This is a genomic window from Myxococcales bacterium (genome assembly GCA_016703425.1).
In the GTDB taxonomy this organism is placed as follows: domain Bacteria; phylum Myxococcota_A; class Polyangia; order Polyangiales; family Polyangiaceae; genus JADJCA01.
In genome coordinates this window covers 1-17,298 of sequence record JADJCA010000019.1, presented here as the reverse complement: position 1 = coordinate 17,298, position 17,298 = coordinate 1, and the positions used below count along the sequence as shown (strand labels likewise).

Here is a 17,298-nt window from a genome sequence, read left to right as displayed (position 1 = left end):
TCATGCTCATCATCGAGGCGCTCGCCGACGGCGGCGTCAAGATGGGCCTTCACCGCGACACGTCGCTCATGCTCGCGGCGCAGACCGTCTACGGCTCGGCCAAGCTCTTGCTCGAGACCGGCGAACATCCCGGGCGGCTGAAGGACCAATGACGAGCCCCGGCGGGACGGCCATCGCAGGCCTTCACACGCTCGAATCGGGAGCGCTACGCAAGACGCTCATCGACGCCGTTGAAACGGCCAGCCTCCGCGCGGCTCAGCTGGGCGAGCAGATGGCCGCGAAGATGCGGCGCGGCTGACGAAGGGCTCGGCGGCGCGCCCCTTGCGCTCCCGCCAGCAATAGAGACAATCCGCTGCCGCCTTCGCGGCGCGATCGAACGGGAACGGGAGTGGAGGCGAACGTGAACAAGCGAACGGTGATGGAGGTGATGGAGTCTAGGCGTCGCGTCACGCCTCGAGGCCAGCGCTCGGCCACAAGGTCGGCGGCACCTACCAAACGCTCTCGTGGAAGGACTACCGCGACAAGGTCCGGCTCTGCGCGCGCGGCTTCATGAAGCTCGGCCTCGAGCCGAAGCAGGGCGTCTCTATCATCGGTTTCAACTGCGTCGCGGGTGGTGGCCGACCTGGCGGCGATCTACGCCGGCGGGTTCCCGGCGGGCATCTACACGACCAACACCCCCGATCAGTGCCAATACATCGCCGACCACAGCGACTCGGCCGTGGTCGTCGTCGAGGACCAGGCGCAGCTCGCCAAGTTCCTTGCGGTCAGCGACCGTCTGCCGAAGGTCAAGGCGTTCGTCGTGATGCAGGGCAAGCCGCAGGCGGAAGGGCGTCTGCACCTTCGACCAGGTGCTCGAGCTCGGCCAGGACGTACCCGAAGCGGATCTCGAAGCGCGCATCGCTGCGCAGAAGCCCGACGACGTGTGCACGCTCATCTACACCTCGGGCACGACCGGTGAGCCCGAGGCGGTGATGATCAGCCACGACAACATCACCTTCGTGGCCGAGGCGGTGAAGACCCTCATCGACTTCAGCGACGAGACGGTTCCTCTGCTATTTGCCCCTCAGCCACATCGCCGAGCAGGTCGTGAGCATCCACGGGCCGATGGCGGCTGGAGGGTGCACGTATTTTGCCGAGAGCATGGAGAAGCTCGGCGACAACCTGCGCGAGGTTCGACCGCACTCCTTCGTCGGCGTCCCGCGGGTCTGGGAGAAGATCCAGGCCAAGATGGTCGACGCGGGGGCCAAGAACCCGCGCCTCAAGAAGAAGATTGCGGTTTGGGCGCGCAAGCAAGGTTTGGCCGGCGGTTACGCCGATCAAGGCGGGAGGGCCGGCCCCTGTTGTACGACGTGGCCAACGCCCTCGTCTTCTCGAAGGTGCGGGCCGCGCTCGGCCTCGATCGGTGTCGATTCGCCATCACGTCGGCGGCGCCCATTTCGCGGGGCACCCTCGAGTTCTTCCTCAGCCTCGGCATCCCGCTGATGGAAGTCTACGGGATGAGCGAATGCACCGGCCCCGCCACCTTGTCGCTCCCCAATCGCTACAAGACCGGGTCGGTGGGGACGGTCATTCCCCGGCACGGAGACCAAGATCGCCGAAGACGGCGAAATCTGCATGCGCGGTCGCCACGTCTTCAAGGGGTATTACAAGAACCCCACCGCCACCGCCGAAGCGCTCGACTCCGAAGGCTGGCTCCATTCCGGCGACATCGGTGAGTTCGACAAGGACGGCTTCTTGCGCATCACCGATCGCAAGAAAGATCTACTCATCACCGCGGAGAAGCACCTGGCGGCGCTCCTCACCATCGATCCCACGAAGCTCGAGGAGGCGCGCTGGCGGGCCGGCTCCGACGCCAAGACGCTCCCGAAGCGGCGAAGTGCGAGAGGCTCCACCGCTGGCTGCAGGGCGAGGTCGACGCGGTGAATCGCGATCTCGCGCGCGTGCAGGCCATCAAGAAGATCAAGATCCTCCCCGCAGAGCTGAGCGTCGAGACGGGCGAGCTCACGCCGACGATGAAGATCAAGCGCAAGGTCATCTACAAGAAGTACGAGGCCGAGATCCGCGCATTTTACGACGAGGCTTGACGCGCCCCTGGGCGTGCCGGGGAACGCTCGTCAAGCATCGTGGCCTATCCTTACCGATGCGCCGCGTCCGCCACGGTCGCCGAAATCGTCTTGGGCCGCCGACCAGCCATCGAAAAAGGAACGGCACCGAGGCGCCGCGCACGATGGGGGCCGCGATCGAGCGCGCGGCCCTCAGCGGATCGCGGAGTGGTCATCAACGGTGACGGAGGCAGCGCGACGGAGGCCGGTGACGCGACGAGTTCGCCGATCGATGCGACCACGGATGCGATCGGCGAGAGCGACGCGAGCAGCGTCGTCGCCACCGTCGGCAGCTTCTTCAGGGCCGACGGGCGATGCTGGGGCACGCCGATTCCGCTGGATCAGTTCTGGGGCGTGTCGCCCAACGCGCCGCCGGCGCGCGGCATCGCGTCGGTGCTTCAGATCTCCGTCTTCGATCGGCTCATCGGTCTTGGACCGACGAACGGAGATGCTCTACCGGCGCGCGGCCGGTCTGGCTGCCGCCTGCCCGGCCGATCGCAGTCGGTCTTTTCGACCTCGTTGGCGTCGTTCCCACATCGCCCTACCACGTGCGGGATCGGCACCGGCGGCGCGACCAAGGTCGGCATCCTGGCGCACGCTCAAGAATCCCACGGTCGACCTCTTTGACTACTCGAGCCGCGACGTGGTTGCGGCGGGGCCCGGTGGTGCCGGTGGCGTGGCCCCGGCGGCGGCGCGCGACCAAGACCGGCGACCAGGTGAAGGGACCTCGGCCCGCCCATGAAATCATCGTCGGCGCTGAGCTGGGCGCAGGTCGTGATTCGTCCGGCAGCGACGACGGGCTCGGCATCGGTGTCGCTGGCGGCTTGACCAATGGGCGACAAGGCAATAGTTCGCGTATTTTTTTAGGGAAGGCCGGCGCGCCGATCGCGAAGAAGTCATCCTCGCCGCGTTTAGCTAAGACGGCGTGATGAAGCCGACGCGCGCCCTACATCATTGCGTGATGCCCTGACGCATGGGGCCGATCCTCGAGGAGCGTGCCCTCAGCCCTTCGCCTCGAGCGCTTCCCAGCGCACGTAGAGTTCGGCCACGAGCTTCTTCTTCGCCTCTAGCGAGGCCGTGAGCTCGCGGAGGCGCTCGGGCCCTTCCTTGTAGAGGTTCGGATCGGACAGCGTCGTTTCGAGAGCGCCCATCTCGCGCTCCTCGGTCTCGATGCGCGCCGGAAGGGTTTCGAGCTCGCTTCGCTCCTTGTAAGAGAGCTTGCTCTTCGCGGCCTTCGCCTCCGGGGCGTCGGCCTTGGCCGAGGCCTTCGGCGCCACGCTCGCCTTGGCTTCCGCCTTTGCGTCGCGTTCGCCTTCGGCTGCTTGCTCCTTCTTGAGGCGCCGGTACGTCTCGTAGTTGCCCGGGTACCGCGTGACCCTTGCCATTGCCCTCGAAGACGAGGAGCGAGGTCGCGATGCGATCGAGGAAGAAGCGATCGTGGGTGACGACGATGGCCGAGCCGCCGAAGCTCACGAGCATCTCCTCGAGCGCGGCCAGCGTGTCGACGTCGAGATCGTTGGTCGGCTCGTCCAAGAGCACCAGGTTCGTCTTGGCTTGCAGCGTCTTCGCCAAAGCGGCTCGGGCGCGCTCGCCGCCGGAGAGCGACGCGACCTTTTGCCGCTGCGCGTGGCCGTCGAAGAGGAAACGCTCGAGGTAGGCGCGGGGCTCGAGCCTGACGCCGCCGATCTCGACGGCACCGCCTTCGCTCACGTTTTCAAAGACGGTCTTGTCGAGGTCGAGGCCGGTTCGCTCTTGGTCGAAGTAGGCGACCTTGGTGTTGGCGCCCTTCACCAACCGGCCGCGCGTGGCGGCGAGCTCGCCGACGACGGCGCGGAGGAGGCTCGTCTTGCCGGTGCCGTTGCGGCCCACGATGGCGACGCGCTCGCCTTCCGTGAGGAAGAGATCCAGCGACTCGATGAGGCGTTGGCCGCCGATGTCGAGGCCGAAGCCGTGGAGCTCGAGGACCGTCTTGCCGCTGCGGGCCTCTTCGATGGCGAGCTGAACGCTCTCGTCCTTCTTGCGAGGTACCGCGGCCTTCGCCGTCTCGGCCCGCTCGATGCGCGCCTTCTGCTTCGTGGTTCGCGCTTTGGGCTGCCGCGCGAGCCACTCGAGCTCACGACGAAGGAAATTCTGCCGGTTCGCCTCGGTGCGCTCCTCGAGCGCCATGCGCTCTGCCTTCGCCTCGAGGAACGTCTCGTAGCCGCCGTCGTACGCGGTGACCGTCCCGTCGTTGATTTCGAGCGTTCGCGAGCAGACGCGATCCAAAAGATACCGATCGTGGGTCACGAGCAAGACCGCGCCTCGGTAGCGCTTCTCGAGGTGCTCCTCGAGCCAGTCGATGGTCTCGACGTCGAGGTGGTTGGTCGGCTCGTCGAGGATGGCGAGATCCGGTGAGGCCACGAGGAGCCGCGCCAGGGCCACGCGCCTCCGCTCTCCGCCGCTCATGCTCGCGATGTCGCGGTCGATGTCTTTGACGCCGAGGTTGCCCAAGACCGCCTCGACCTCGTGCTCGCGCTCCCAGCCGCCGAGGCCTTCGATCTCGTGGGCCCACTTCGCTTGCTCGGCGAGGAGCGCGTCGTGATCGCCGGTGGCGCCCTCGAGCTTGCGCGTGACCTCTTGGTAAGCGGCGCGGACCTTCGCCCAGGCGGCGAGGCCTTCGGCGACGATCCGGCGCGGCGTCTCGCCGGCGGTAAGCTCCGGCACTTGCTCCAAGAGGCCGACGCTGGCGCCACGACGCACGGCGATTTCGCCACGATCGGGCGGCTCGAGGCCCGCGAGGATGCGTACGAGCGTCGACTTGCCGGTGCCGTTTCTGCCAATGAGCCCAACGCGCTCGCCGCTCCGAAGCGTGAACGTCACGGACTTGAGGACGGTTCGCGCGCCGTAGGACTTCTCGACGTCGCGGGCAGAAAGAACCGGCACGGCGCGCACCTTAGTGCGGCGCTCGTGCTTGCGCGAGCTGGAAAGGCGCGAAACGGGCGGTGATTGTTGCGCTGCAACATGAGCCTTGACGCCGCGGCGCCCCTCGCCGATTCCCCTTTTGCCATGGTCCAGCGCATCGACATCGTTCCGCCCACTCAAGAGCGTTTTGGCAACCCGACTCCGCTCGGTCTGCTCGGCCTCGCGATCGCTTGCGGAGCGCTCTTGCCCATCGCCTTCGGTTGGGTCGCGCCGGCACACTTCACGGCGGCGCTCAAGACGGCGGCCGTCTTCAGCTTGCTCTTCGGCGGAGGCTGCCAGCTCGTGGCGGGGCTCATGCTCTTCGGCAACAAGAACGTCTACGGCGGGACCGTCTTTACGGCCTTCTCGTTCAACTGGGCCGTCACCGCGTGGAGCCTCTGGAGCGTCGCCAACGGGCAGACGCCCGATCACACGACGGCGCTCGCCACCGAGGTGGTGCTCCTCGTGATCTTCCTCTTTCTCACCTACGGCTTCGGCTTCTTCGCCAAGTTGCTCTTCTTGTTCCTCCTCGACGTCGACCTGCTCTTCGTCTTCCGCATCGTTCGCAGCGCGACGCACACGCGCGCCATGGACATGCCCATCGCGCTCGCGACGCTGGCCCTGCTCGGCATCAGCCTTTGGATCGCCCTCGGCTCGCTGCTCAATCCGCTCGCCGGCAAGGTGCTCTTTCCCATCGGCGCGCCGCTCTTCGCGGCGCCCAAGAAGGAGTCGTTCGACTGGTCCGTGCGGCGCGCGATCTTCGACGTCCTCTACGCCCACTGGCAAAAGAGCGCCTTTCGCGAGATGAGCCTCGAGGCGCTCTCGAGCGCAACGAAAGACAAGGTGGGCGGCAAAGATCTGACGCCCGACCTCTATTACCTGTCGGAGTTCGGCTACGTGAAGCTCACGGCGCCCGACGGCGATCCGCACGGCGTCCTTAGCGCGCGACTCACGGCGCAGGGCATCGACATCCACGAGCAGTGGGTTTTGCACAAGTACGCGCCGGCGGGGCCGCTCGCGCACTGAGGCTGAGCGCCGCGCCTGTCTACACCGAGCCCCGAGCGCGCCCACGCGCGCGCGTGCGGCTCAGTGCCCGATCCAAAACGCGGTGTCGGCGAAGACGTAGAACGTCCCGGCGTCGCCGAGGCAGAGCTCGGGGAGCAGGTCTTCGGTGAACTGGCCGAGGAAGTCGGTCTCGTAGGCGTCTTTGGCGAAGTGAATGACCTGGCCGCCGAGGTGATCGTTGTTCATGAGCTCGGCGCGCAGCGCGGCGACGCGTGCCTCCTTCGTCTTCGCGTGCGCGACGGCGAACTCGCGGAGCATGGCGCGGAGCTTCTTCCGGTCGTCTTCGCGTGTCGCGGGCGCGTCCAACGAGTTGAAGTCGAAGGCGCCCACCGTTTCGAGCTTTGCTGCGTCGAAGGCCGTTACAGGGACGTCGATGGCGATCAGGTCGAAGGGTGTCCGGGGCGGGTCGTCTACGTCGGGGCCTTTCCAATCGCCCTTCTTGAGATCGCTCTCGGAGAGCGCCACGACGGCCGTCTCTTTGGTGCCAGGACGAGACGCGTCGTTGTCTTCGTGGTCGGCCATGAACACCGCGAAGGCGCGCGCCTCGGCGAACCGGGGAAGCGCCGCAGCTCGGGTGTTCGTTCGAGATCGATCGTCAAGAGATGGTGCATGAAGGCGCCCTCGAAGGTGGGCCGTGTTGTCTCGTCGACGCCAATCGGCGGACCGCCGGCGAGGAGCAACGAGCCGGGTTTGGGCCGCGGTCCGTCCTTCGGAACAATCAGCCACACGCGCTCGGTCTTCGCCGCCGGGTCGTCTTCGCACGCGAGCTCTGCGAGGACGGCGATGGCCGCGTGCTCTCGGGGAAGCTTTTCGAGCGGGACGGACGGTGCGCGGGGATTCTCGTGGCTCATTTTCTTCTCCTCGCGATGGGTCCTCGCGACGGCGGGGCGCGGAACGTACCCCGCGGCGTGCTCGCGAGGGGCTTTTTCGCGCACACGTGCGCGTGCGCCGCCCTTCCGGACCGGGAAGGAACGGCGCCGCTGTCGCGTAAGAGACCACCATGGCAGCATGGCTTTCTTCTCGCGGCACCGAGCTCGGTGCGACACTCCTCGCGCTCTCGGTCGCGGCGTGCAGCAGCGCGCCCGTGGGGACGGAGCGTCAGGCGAACACCGCCGCGCCTGCTGCGGCCGCCGCCGCTGAAGAGCCCGCCGCGAGTGACGCAGGTGCGCTGCCCGACGTGCAAGCCTCAAGCGACGACGCGGCGGTCGCGTCGCCCGACGCCGGTTGGCCCGACTGCGCGTCGCAACCGGCCAACGTGCCGACGCGGACCATTGCCGAGATCTGGGAGGCCAACGCGAAGACGCCGGAGGCCGCGTGGCTCGACGGTGTCTTCGTCACTGGCGTCTCGCGCGGTGGCTGCGTCGCGGGCCAAGCGTGTCACTTCTACGTGCAGGCCGAGCAAAGCTTCGCGTCGCTTGCCGACGGCGCCCACAAGGCCATCAAGGTCTTTGTGTCGGCGAAGGCGGCGCAACACTTCGCCGGCGTCTCCGTGGGCGACAGCGTCAACGTCATGGGCTGGGGCCTACGCTACACCGCGGGCGGACAGAACGAGCTCCTCGTGCAGGTGTCGAGCGCCCTGCCGGGCTGTTTCCAGAAGGTCGGCACGGGCGTGGTGACGCCGATTCCGGTCGCGCTCGGGGATCTCACGCTCGACAACTACGAGACGTACGGTCCGTTGCTCGTCAAGGCCACGAAGCTCTCCGGCAAGGCCTCGGCGGCGCCCGATGAGACCTTTGGCCTCTACCCCACGAGCTTCAGCGGCACGTTCCCCGATGGCGGAACAGACATCGTGAGCCTCTCGCCGTTCTTTCTGCCCGGCGGCGCCTTCTCGGCAGATGTCGTCAGCGCGTCGAAGGTGAACGCCTTCGAGAGCATCACCGGCGTCTTTGGAGTGTTCTCTCCGTCGCCCGCGAAGACCTACTTGGAGCTGTGTCCCCGGGCGCCGTCGGATCTCGTGAAGTGACGAGACGCCGCGTCAGCGGCGTGCGCGGCAATCCGAGGAAGAACGAGTGCGCGCTAGCGGGCGGCGTCCCGTGCGGCGATGACGGACCGGGTCAGCGCGGTCGTGGCTTTGCCGAAGCGCCCGGAGGGCTCGAGTGATGCCTCCGCTTCTTGCGTGCGTCCGGCTCCTTTTGCTCGAACGACCTCGGCGGCGACACGGTGAAACTCCGTGTGCGCGTCGACGATGGCCTTCGCGTGCTCCTTCGGAAGCTCTGCGCTCGACGTGGCAAGCCATTTTCCGAATTCGCAAGCGTCGTTGCGCTCCACCACCGACGCGTCGAGCTCGACCTCTCCGGCCATGAACTGCCTGAACCGCGCCTTCCAGTTGGCGTGAGCAGCAATGGCTTTCGTGCAGGCTTCGTGGCAGGACATGTTCACCTCCGGAAAGGGGAACGGCGCCGGCCCCGAGAACTTGAGCCGCCTACTTGACGAGGCCCTTGGTCACGCAGCCAAGTTGCACGTCGACGGCGCCGCCCGCGATCGAGCGGACACGCTCGCAGCTCGCCGCGCACAGCTCGATGGTCGTCGGGGCGTTGATGTCGTCGTAGCGCCAGCCGTTGGGATCGGCGCAGGTCGCGTCGTAGCTCAAGATCTCCGGCGGTGTGCCTCCCACGGAACTGGACGACGCCAAGGCCACGTTTACCTCCTTCGGCGAGAGCGCCTTGCCGTCGGGGGCCTTCGGCAGCGGCATGCGGCACGAGACGGCTTTGCCGCGAATGGCGCCGAGCGCCTTCACGAACTCGTCGCTCGTCTGCTGCGGGTTCGCGAGGTCGACCATGATGGCTTGGCCCGTGCCACCGGCCTTCGCCATGTCGGCGAGAAACGTGAGGTCTGCACCGACTCCAACGACGTAGGTCTTCACGTTGGCGGCCTCGGCCTTCAAGCGATCGACGACCTCGTCGAAGCTGCCGCAGTCGCTTGGGCTTCCGTCGGTGACCAGAACGACGGCCGACTCCTCCGATGGGAACTGCGCTTTCAGCTCCTTCGCGTAGTCGATGGCGCCGGTGACGGCTGGCAAGGTCGGCGTTCCGCCGAGCGGCTGGTGCGCGTTGAACGAGGTGATGAAGGGCCCCGGGTTCGGCAGCGCCGTCAGCGGCACCTCGGGCGTCTTGTAGGACTTGGCTTCGCACCAGTCTTTGTCGAGCGGAAAGTATTGGAGCGAGGCGCGGATGCCGCTCGAGGCGGCGTCGGCGAAGAATCGCTTCATGCCGTTGGTGATCGGATTCCAGCGCGCGGCTTTGGTGAAGCCAAAGATGGCGCCGTGGGCCTCGTCGCCCATGCTGCCCGATTGGTCGAACATGAAGACCAGGTTCACCGGCTGGAGCTTGGCTTCGGTGCGCGCCGTGACGCAGGTCGCGAAGCCTCCCGCGTCGGCGAACGTGGAGGCTCCACCGTCGGCCTGCGCCGAGGCGGTGCGTGGCGATTCGTCTCGTCCGCTTGAGCAGGCGAAGGCGGTCGCGACGAGCGCGGGGAGGAGCGCGGACGAGAGCGGCTTTTTCACGACCCGACAGTAGACCGCGACGGCGTCCCCGCCAGTCGAGCCAGCCGCAGTATCGATTTAGACCAGTGTCTATGCCGCGACGCGCATCAATAGTCCGCGATCTTCGCGGCGAAGTCGGGCCGGTCGACGAAGGGGTTCCGGTTCTTTTGGTAGGTCTCGATGGCGTCGTTGCGCGCCTGCTCGACGGCGTCGGGCGCATCGCTGTCGTGCCATGAACGAAGCGCGGACTCTTCGAAGGCCTCGATGGAGAGGCTGTAGCGGACGGCGAAGTAGAAGAGCGCGCGAGCCACATCGCCGCGTCGGACGGGTCGGACCTCGAAGACCTCTTCCACACCGCCCAAGAGCGGTCCCTTGCGCGAGCCGCCGTTGTCGTACGCGCAGGCGCTCGTGCAGCTTGTGGCTGCGAAGGGGAGGTTGCCGCGCGCGTTGTTGGCGAGCTCGTCGACGGGGAAGAGGTGGTGCAGATCGCTTCGAGCCGGCTCGCTGCCAGCGCCGAGGCTCTGCGGCCACGTGTGCTCGGTGTTGAAGCCGTTGGGCGTGCGCGTGCCGTCGGGCGCGGCCTTCTTGCCCGTGTAGACGCACTCGAGCATGCCGCCGGTGAGATCGAAGTTGCCGGTTACGCCGAGCATGACGTCGCGCGCGCCGTCGTACCCGAGTGACGTATGCCCGCTGATGAGCGTCTTGAGCGCCGTCCGAAAGGCGGGCCCCGAGAGCCCCTCGATGGCCGCGTAACCACCGCCGTCGAAGCTCGACGGTGCGTCAAACGACGAACCGTCCTTGGACGCGCTGCCGTCGCGGAGGCCACCGTCGCCAGTGCTCGCGTCGGTCGACGTCTCGCTCGGGCTTCCTCGGCCGCGTCGACGCGTGAGGGACGGGGAGCCGGCGTGATGTCGGCGCTGCCGCACGCCACCGCCAACGCGAGCCACGCCAACGCCCCAAGGCCAATTACTGCGCGCACTGGCTCAGGCTAGCACCGTGCACCAAACCGGCGACCGGGCATTTGGTGTTCGGTGCGTCGCTCCGCATTCCGCGCGCGCGTTGCCGCTGTGCCCTCGATGCGATCAGGGTCGCCGGCCCTTCGCCCACTCGTGCGAGTCGCCCGCAATCATCGGTGCGCAACGGTCCAGCCGGGACCGACGCCCAGCTCGTAGTCGGCGCGAAGTCTCTCTCCGTCCCGCAGCACGATGCGTTCGCAGCGGCCGAAGGATGTGCAGAGGTCGTAGGTGCCCGGCTCGGCCGCGACCTCGTAGAAACCGTCGTTGCCGGAGCTGCGAATCGCGTATGGGGAGGAGCCGCCCGCCGGAGCCCTTAGCTGGAGCTCAAGCGCCAGTGGCGTGGCTGCGCAGGGCGCGCTGCAGACGTCGTCGAGCCGTGTGACGACGCCGTAGACGCCGTGCGCAATCGTGATTCGTGCGGCCGGATTCGTCTCAGCCTCTTTTGACTGCGGGTTGACGCCGCACCCGATGGCGAGCAGTGGGGCGAAGATCGATGCGACGAGAAAACGGAGGTATGCATGGTCGTCGGCTTCGCAGGACTCGTGCCGGACCGGGCACACCTGATCTGCGTGTCCGTGAGAGGTGATGCAACAGGCGCCGTCTGATCGCGTCGTCCGACTGTGCCATGCGGCGCAACGATTGCTGCCGAGGAAAGAAGGTTGGGGGCGGTCGCGTGCCAGAGCGCTGGCTCCTCCTTGCGTCACTGGGTGCGTGGGGCGGCCACACGTCCGCGCAGAGGCGCCGACGTGCGTTGGCCCGCGTGATGAACCTTCAAATCGGCGCGCCAAGCACAAAAACCTGACGCCTTGGGAGGCTCGCCGGGCACTAGGTTGGCTAGGCCACGAACCCCCCCAGGAGGTTTCCCATGAAGACCCTCGCACCTTTGCCCTCGCAACGTTGTCGCTCATGATCGCCGCTTGTTCTTCTGCGGACTCGGACTCAGGTCCATCGGAACCGTCGCAAGATCCGCAAATTGAGGTCGAAGGGAACGTTGCACCGCAGAGAAACCCCATCGGTCCGGGCTTCATCGAGTAGTTCGACGCCGAGACCACTGACGGCGCTCCGCGCCCGCGCCTCGACGCGCTCCCGTCGCAAACCCAGTGGGTTAGACTCCCTCGCCCATGACGACGCCGCCGACGCCCGAACCCTTCAAGGTGTGGACCGACGGCGTTCGCGGCTCGCGCTACCTGCACGGTACGAAGGCCGACCTCAAGCCGGGCGACTTGATCGAGGCGGGGCGCGCATCAAACTTCGGTGAACGAAACGCCGCCGCCTTCGTGTACCTGACGGAGACGTTGGACGCCGCCACCTGGGGCGCGGAGCTGGCGGTTGGCGATGGGCGCGGCCGCATCTACATCGTCGAACCGACGGGCCCCATCGAGGACGACCCGAACCTCACGGACAAGAAGTTCCCTGGCAACCCGACGAGATCGTACCGCACGCGGGAACCGCTTCGGGTCACGGGAGAACTCTCCGACTGGAAGGGGCACTCGTCGGAACAGGTCCAGGCGATGAAGGACGGTCTCGCGCGGCTCGCGGCGCAGGGCATCACCGCCATCGAAGACTAGCGGTCCTCCAAGCCAAGACGCGTCCCAACGCGAGGGCCGCGCCCTCGTGCCCGTCGATCACTTGCCGCAGAAGAGCGCGACGTAAGCCTTCGCGCGCTCTTCAAACGTCCCTTCGACGCACACGGTCGCTGCGTCCGGTAAGTCGCCTTCCAGGCAGCGGGTTGCCGCGTCGTTGTGCGACGCACACGCGTCGTTGTCGGCTTCCGCAAAACACTCCCTCCGTGCGTTGAGGGCTTTCGAATCGTTCTTTGGCACCGGACAGTTGGCCGCGCACGCTGTGTTCGTGCACTCGCGTTGCGCTTGGAGCTTTGCGCCGCACCCGGCAGCCGACACATTGCTCGTCGCGTGCGCGATGCATCCGGACAGGTTGAGCTCCAGGAGGGAGCCTTCGCGGACCACCATCGGGCCGTAGACGCTAGGGGCTGGCTCTTGGTTATCGCACGACACGCGGGTGCCGTTCTCGTTGGCGGTCAAGAACTTGTCGCAATCGGCGAGGTTGGCGCTCAGGTCGAACAGGCAAGCTGCCAGCTTTGCTGATCTGGCTCGCGTCGCACACACCTTGTTTGGTTGGGCTAGGCGGGACCCACTTCGGCGTGAAGCTCGACATGTCGTCGGGCGCGCAGCTCTTCGTCGGCGACGACGTCCGCGCGTCGGGTGTCGCGGCGTTGGAAGTGCCGCCGTCCTGATCCGCCGGCACAACCCCGGCGTCACGAGGGACATCGGCAAGCGGGTTGAAGCGGCGCTGCACGCCGTGCCAGAGACGATCGCGAGCATGGAGGCGAAACGATTGAACGTGGAGGAACTCATGCGCGCGCGCGGAGCGCAACGTTCGTGCCTTACGGCGATCGCGGCTTGCTCGCGGATTCGGCATCACGAGCGGTGCGCGTGGTGACGCGGTGCACGACCTCACCGTTACGAATGCGCGAATGCCGTGCGCGAACAGGGGTGATCACGCGCCGCCAAAGTCTCGCCTGGCACACGGCGGCACACGGGGCCGCGTGGCTAAGTCCACGGGACGCCACGATCTCGCTCTGGCATCGCCTTCGCAGCGGCAGGCCCATGCACTCCGCTCGTGTCCTCACGATCTCATCGGTCGCGGTTAGCTTTGCCGGTGCGCTGTCCGGCTGCAGCGGGCAAGGTGGCGCCTCACCCGGGCGAGCCCGGCCAGCTCATGGACAACGGCTCGAGTCTGACGACCCCACGGGCCGGAGCCAAGCGCGGCCAGGCGGTGGCGCCGACAGCGCAGATGCCAGCGCGAGCATGGCGACGGCACCCGGGGCAGCCGCAAGCGAGAGCGCCTCCAAGGACGCGAGCCGCGCCATCGAAGAGGCCGACATCATCAAGGTTGAGGGCACGCACCTCTACGCGCTCTCGCGCTACGGCGGCCTTTCCATCGTCGACGTATCGAATCCGGACGCTGCGAGTCGTGGGGCAAGCGCACCGAAGGCACGCCCTTCGAGATGTACGTCCGCGGTGGGAAGGTCCACCTCATGCTCAACGAATCGAGCCGATACGTCCGCTCCTCGGGCGGCGCGGGCGCGGCCATGGTTGGGCAGTGGATCCAGACCAGCGCCGTCAGCGTCCTCGACGTGACGAACCCGGCGGCCATCGTCGAGGTGGCCCAATACGACGTGCCCGGCAGCATCGCCGACTCGCGCCTCGTCGGCGACGTGCTGTACCTCGTCACCCAGAGAACGGCTACTGCTGGGGCTGCCAGCAGCCGGCGACCATCGTCTCGAGCTTCAAGCGGCCGGGCCCCCAGGTCACGAGGTCGCTTCCTCGCCTTCCTGGGCAACACGTACCGTGGCGTCGCAGCGTGAGCGCGACAAACCAGCGCATGTACATCGCTGGCCCGGAATGCAGCTGGAACGGCCAGGGGCAGAGCCGGTTCGGTGATCCAGGTCGTCGACATCTCCGACGCCGGCGGCAAGCTCGTGAAGGGCGCCGACGTGGCGGTCGCCGGGCAGATCCAGAGTCGCTGGCAGATGGACGAGCACGCCGGGGGGCTTGCGCGTCGTGAGCCAGTTCCGGCCGGCCGGGGGCGTGGCCAGCAACCCGAAGGTCCAGACCTTCACCGTCACGAGCGCGACCGATGACGCCGCTCGGATCGACGGAGCTCGTGCTTCCGAAGCCGGAGTTGCTCCAAAGCGTGCGCTTCGACGGCGCGCGCGCGCTACGCGATCACCTCCGAGCGGACGGACCCGCTCTTCACCATCGACCTTTCGAATCCGGCGCCCCAGCAAGCCGGCGAGCTCGAGATGCCCGGTGGATCTTCCACATGGAGCCGCGCGGCGATCGCCTCGTGGGCTTCGGCTACGACGGCCAGGCCGCGACGCGCCGCTGGCCGTGTCGCTCTTCGACGTCTCGAACCTGGCGACCCACGATGATCAAGCGCGTCACCTTTCGGCTCCGGCTGGAGCCAGCTCGGAGGATCAAGATCGCGTCCACAAGGCGGTGCGCGTCGTCGACGACGAGGGGCTCATTCTCGTTCCGTTTGCGAGCTACGGCTCGGAGCGGTTCGACGGCGGTCCGGCCTGAGAGCGGGATTCAGCTCATCGACTACTCGCGCGACGCGCTCGCGCTGCGGGCCTCGCGCCCCAATACATGGCATGCCGCGGCGCGCCATGGTCCACGGCGGTCGCCTGTCGCGATGAGCGATCGCCCGGTGACGAGCTTCGACATCACGGCGCGTGACCCGCCGGTCAAGAAGCACGAGATCGACCTCGCGAACCCTTCGTATCGAACCGCCGAAGTCCACGCACCATCGCGACCATCACCAACGACTGGTGGACCGGCGCCGTGACGCTGTCGCTCGTTCCAAGACCGACCCCGACGACGCCAAACGGCGCGGGGCGAGTCTCTCTCGAGGTCGCTCGCCCAAGACGCAGGCCTACTGCGCGGCCCTTCGAGCTGGACCGCGTGGTACCAGGCCCGCCTGTTCGCCGAAGCGAACTTCGTCCGTCACGGTGCCGGTTTACGACCACCTCGCACCTAGGCGGTTCGAGCAAGCGTGGCAGCCAAGCTCATCGTCGCAGCCATCGACGCGACCAACCCAGCCGCCATGACCATCGCCGGCGACCAGTTGAGCTCGCCGACCAGCGCCTCGAACGGCTACTACGGCGTTACGGGTTCTGGGACGGTTACGGCTACTACTCGCATTACAACGGGCGGTTGTCGGCTCGTGGCGAAGGCGTCGTCGACGGCACCCGGCTCGCGTACCTCGAGGCCGAGAATACGTGCCGCGCCCGGCGATCTCGCGGCGCCCACCCGCACCGCCGACACTCAAGATCAACCGCCGCTCGTGGTGGACTTCGCCGACCCACGCCTCGCCCACGGCTCATGCGCCGCTCGACCTCGGCGAGAGCCTCGGCTCGTCCCCGCTCGTGGTGTCGAACGGTGTCGTTCATACGTCTCGCTGGCTCCGTCGACCAAGACGCCGGGCAAGGTGCGCTTCACGTCGACCGGGTGCGCCTCGGCGACGCCGTGCCCCAGCGGCTCGTCCCTGATGTGCCGGGCTCGCTCGTCTCGATGGACGGGCTCACGGGTCGCCTTCTCACCACCGACTACTCGGTCTCTCCCGTCCAGCGAAGGACTACGCGGATTGCCAATGGCCGGGCTCGCGCGCCTTCTTCCCGACTACCTGAGGGAAGGCTTGCGTGACAGTAACGCGGGCTTTCGCTCTCGGACGTCTCGGCAGCCTCGGTCACCCTGCGCATGCACGCTCACGCCGGCCGCGCAAACTTCTCCGGCGTCACGGCGGCGGAGGATCGCTGTACGTCGCGCTCCGCTTCGTCTGCCAGCTACTCGACGTGTTCCAACAGCTTGGGCGGCTCGCCGATGTCCCCCGCTCCGTGAGCCGGGGGCCTGCCATGGGCCATCAGGGGCAGCGACGGCGCCTTCGCCATCGTAAAGCTCGCTCGACGGCGGCGCGGTGGCCCGTGTTGGCTCGCGGCTCGAAGTTTTGATGTACACGGATTCGGGCCTGACGATCTACGACGCAAGACGAAGGGCCGACGGTCGCCGCCGCCATCACGCTCCGCGGCTACGGCCGTCCCACGTGCTGATGACCGGCACGCAGGCCGTTTGCTCGCTCGGAATGGGGCCTGCAGTCGGTCACGGTACTGAATGAGTCACGCAGGCCTACGCCGGCGTGACGTCGACCTCGTGGGTCGTCGATTCGACGTCGAACGCCTCGGGTAGGTCCAGCTTCCACACCGCTTCCCGCAAACACGCTTCCACAACCCGTCTCGCGCTGGCGTGTGCACGATACGCGCGTCTACGTCGACGATCTCCACCGACGTCGTCTCGAGGGTCAATTGCGTACCGCCGCGTGCTGTCAGGAGACTTGGCGAGCGGCGTTCGAGGAGCGCGTCTTGAGGAGCTTCGTGATCGACGTCGCGACGGTCAAAGACCGACGTCGCGCCCATCGGATCGACGGGCTCTTCGTGCGGAAGCCTTCGCCCGCACCACTCCTCCTCGAGGCCGTCGGTCGACGGCCGGACGCCAGGCTCGATCGCCAGGTGGCTCGTCACCGGTGAGACGGCGCCCCCTGAACGCCAACGCCGTCATCTCTGCCGGGGCGGAGCTCTTGCAGGACGACGGGCCGGACGCGAGAAGCGCCGCCGGGCGCCACGCCTCCGCCGGCTCGGCGCAGGTCCAAAGTCGCGTTGAAGTCGACCAGAGCATGCCGTCGATGGTGAGCTCTTCGCCTCGAGGCGTCGACGGACCAAGCTTCCAGGCCCTGCCCTTCGTGCAGGGCGCCGTCCGTCAGGGGGTGCGAGCGGCGTCTCCGGGCGGAAATCGACGCCGTCGATAGTGACCGGTGGCGCTCGAGCGCCTCCGTGGCCGCGCGCGACGCCAAGTCGACGCGATCCGGGTCAGGACGCCTGCCAATAGACACCGCCGGTCGCCTGCGGGAGGCGCGCCCGCGTGGAGTCGTCATCGCGCGACGGCGACGCCTACCGTCGCTGACGGTTGCGACGTGGACGATGGCGTCGCTCTTGCGCTTGGTGAGGCGAGGGAAGCGCGTCACGTCGAAGGCGCTGTGCGCGTTCGAAGATCAGAAGACGGGGAGGAGGCGCTTGGCCCGCTCGGTCGCGCCGAGAGCGCGTCCGCCTCGGCGAGCG

20 protein-coding genes and 2 pseudogenes are annotated in these 17,298 nt (G+C 67.4%); 15 read left to right on the top strand and 7 right to left on the bottom strand.

Translation table 11 applies throughout. The annotated features are described in order from the left end of the window. From IPG50_30800 to IPG50_30770, 7 genes and pseudogenes are all read left to right on the top strand, one after another. Nucleotides 1-298: pseudogene (locus IPG50_30800) on the top strand (pyrroline-5-carboxylate reductase). Nucleotides 299-613: 315 nt separating this feature from the next. Then, nucleotides 614-958, top strand: a complete 345-nt coding sequence (locus tag IPG50_30795) for an AMP-binding protein (protein ID MBK6696545.1) — start codon at nt 614-616, stop codon at nt 956-958. Next, nucleotides 849-1,073: pseudogene (locus IPG50_30790) on the top strand (AMP-binding protein). The gene IPG50_30795 and the pseudogene IPG50_30790 overlap by 110 nt, the downstream one beginning before the upstream one ends. Then, on the top strand, nt 1,057-1,482 hold the full coding sequence (locus tag IPG50_30785) for an AMP-binding protein (protein MBK6696544.1): 426 nt from the start codon (nt 1,057-1,059) through the stop codon (nt 1,480-1,482). Before IPG50_30790 ends, IPG50_30785 begins: the two are co-directional and overlap by 17 nt. Nucleotides 1,483-1,536: 54 nt before the next feature. Then, nucleotides 1,537-1,923 carry an AMP-binding protein gene (locus tag IPG50_30780; protein ID MBK6696543.1) on the top strand — a complete coding sequence of 129 codons (387 nt, stop codon included), beginning with the start codon at nt 1,537-1,539 and terminating at the stop codon, nt 1,921-1,923. Next, complete coding sequence (locus IPG50_30775) at nt 1,920-2,084, top strand: hypothetical protein (GenBank protein ID MBK6696542.1); 165 nt, start codon at nt 1,920-1,922, stop codon at nt 2,082-2,084. Before IPG50_30780 ends, IPG50_30775 begins: the two co-directional genes overlap by 4 nt. Before the next feature lie 186 nt (nt 2,085-2,270). After that, nucleotides 2,271-2,729, top strand: coding sequence for a hypothetical protein (locus tag IPG50_30770; GenBank protein ID MBK6696541.1), 459 nt, complete (start codon nt 2,271-2,273; stop codon nt 2,727-2,729). A 324-nt stretch (nt 2,730-3,053) separates the two neighbouring features. On the opposite strand, the gene IPG50_30765 is transcribed toward IPG50_30770, so the two are convergent. After that, the gene (locus IPG50_30765; protein ID MBK6696540.1) at nt 3,054-5,024 is read right to left on the bottom strand and encodes an ATP-binding cassette domain-containing protein; all 1,971 of its coding nucleotides are present in this window, start codon (nt 5,022-5,024) and stop codon (nt 3,054-3,056) included. Nucleotides 5,025-5,102: 78 nt separating this feature from the next. Here IPG50_30765 and IPG50_30760 point away from each other — a divergent pair, with 78 nt between their 5' ends. After that, nucleotides 5,103-6,068: a hypothetical protein gene (locus tag IPG50_30760; protein MBK6696539.1), complete on the top strand. Its 966-nt coding sequence runs from the start codon at nt 5,103-5,105 to the stop codon at nt 6,066-6,068. Nucleotides 6,069-6,128: 60 nt separating this feature from the next. Here IPG50_30760 and IPG50_30755 read toward each other — a convergent pair whose 3' ends face one another. Beyond that, nucleotides 6,129-6,629, bottom strand: coding sequence for a hypothetical protein (locus tag IPG50_30755; GenBank protein ID MBK6696538.1), 501 nt, complete (start codon nt 6,627-6,629; stop codon nt 6,129-6,131). Nucleotides 6,630-7,107: 478 nt separating this feature from the next. On the opposite strand from IPG50_30755, the gene IPG50_30750 reads away from it, so the two are divergent. Beyond that, nucleotides 7,108-8,070 (top strand): hypothetical protein, encoded by a 963-nt coding sequence (locus IPG50_30750; GenBank protein MBK6696537.1) that lies wholly within the window; start codon nt 7,108-7,110, stop codon nt 8,068-8,070. 53 nt (nt 8,071-8,123) lie between these two features. Here IPG50_30750 and IPG50_30745 read toward each other — a convergent pair whose 3' ends face one another. The 4 genes from IPG50_30745 to IPG50_30730 all read right to left on the bottom strand — a co-directional run bounded on the left by IPG50_30745 (nt 8,124) and on the right by IPG50_30730 (nt 10,885). Further along, nucleotides 8,124-8,480: a CZB domain-containing protein gene (locus IPG50_30745; GenBank protein ID MBK6696536.1), complete on the bottom strand. Its 357-nt coding sequence runs from the start codon at nt 8,478-8,480 to the stop codon at nt 8,124-8,126. A 49-nt stretch (nt 8,481-8,529) separates the two neighbouring features. Next, nucleotides 8,530-9,609, bottom strand: a complete 1,080-nt coding sequence (locus IPG50_30740; GenBank protein ID MBK6696535.1) for a VWA domain-containing protein — start codon at nt 9,607-9,609, stop codon at nt 8,530-8,532. 86 nt (nt 9,610-9,695) lie between these two features. Further along, entirely contained in the window at nt 9,696-10,535 is an 840-nt protein-coding gene (locus IPG50_30735; GenBank protein ID MBK6696534.1) for an endonuclease, read from the bottom strand. 179 nt (nt 10,536-10,714) lie between these two features. Further along, on the bottom strand, nt 10,715-10,885 hold the full coding sequence (locus tag IPG50_30730; GenBank protein ID MBK6696533.1) for a carboxypeptidase regulatory-like domain-containing protein: 171 nt from the start codon (nt 10,883-10,885) through the stop codon (nt 10,715-10,717). Between the two features lie 840 nt (nt 10,886-11,725). Between IPG50_30730 and arr the strand changes: the two genes are divergently transcribed. Continuing rightward, a complete protein-coding gene (gene arr, locus IPG50_30725) occupies nt 11,726-12,172 on the top strand; it encodes an NAD(+)--rifampin ADP-ribosyltransferase (protein MBK6696532.1) in 447 nt (148 codons plus the stop codon). Nucleotides 12,173-12,229: 57 nt separating this feature from the next. Here the strand turns inward: arr and IPG50_30720 are convergent, their stop codons facing one another. Next, nucleotides 12,230-12,646, bottom strand: coding sequence for a hypothetical protein (locus tag IPG50_30720; GenBank protein MBK6696531.1), 417 nt, complete (start codon nt 12,644-12,646; stop codon nt 12,230-12,232). A 986-nt stretch (nt 12,647-13,632) separates the two neighbouring features. On the opposite strand from IPG50_30720, the gene IPG50_30715 reads away from it, so the two are divergent. The 5 genes from IPG50_30715 (at nt 13,633) to IPG50_30695 (ending at nt 14,975) form a co-directional block, all read left to right on the top strand. Further along, on the top strand, nt 13,633-13,992 hold the full coding sequence (locus tag IPG50_30715; protein ID MBK6696530.1) for a beta-propeller domain-containing protein: 360 nt from the start codon (nt 13,633-13,635) through the stop codon (nt 13,990-13,992). 72 nt (nt 13,993-14,064) lie between these two features. Beyond that, nucleotides 14,065-14,268 (top strand): hypothetical protein, encoded by a 204-nt coding sequence (locus IPG50_30710; GenBank protein ID MBK6696529.1) that lies wholly within the window; start codon nt 14,065-14,067, stop codon nt 14,266-14,268. Nucleotides 14,269-14,352: 84 nt separating this feature from the next. After that, complete coding sequence (locus IPG50_30705; protein ID MBK6696528.1) at nt 14,353-14,559, top strand: beta-propeller domain-containing protein; 207 nt, start codon at nt 14,353-14,355, stop codon at nt 14,557-14,559. Continuing rightward, nucleotides 14,519-14,710 carry a hypothetical protein gene (locus IPG50_30700; GenBank protein MBK6696527.1) on the top strand — a complete coding sequence of 64 codons (192 nt, stop codon included), beginning with the start codon at nt 14,519-14,521 and terminating at the stop codon, nt 14,708-14,710. Before IPG50_30705 ends, IPG50_30700 begins: the two co-directional genes overlap by 41 nt. 112 nt (nt 14,711-14,822) lie before the next feature. Next, nucleotides 14,823-14,975, top strand: coding sequence for a hypothetical protein (locus IPG50_30695; protein ID MBK6696526.1), 153 nt, complete (start codon nt 14,823-14,825; stop codon nt 14,973-14,975). Nucleotides 14,976-17,298 lie beyond the last annotated feature (2,323 nt).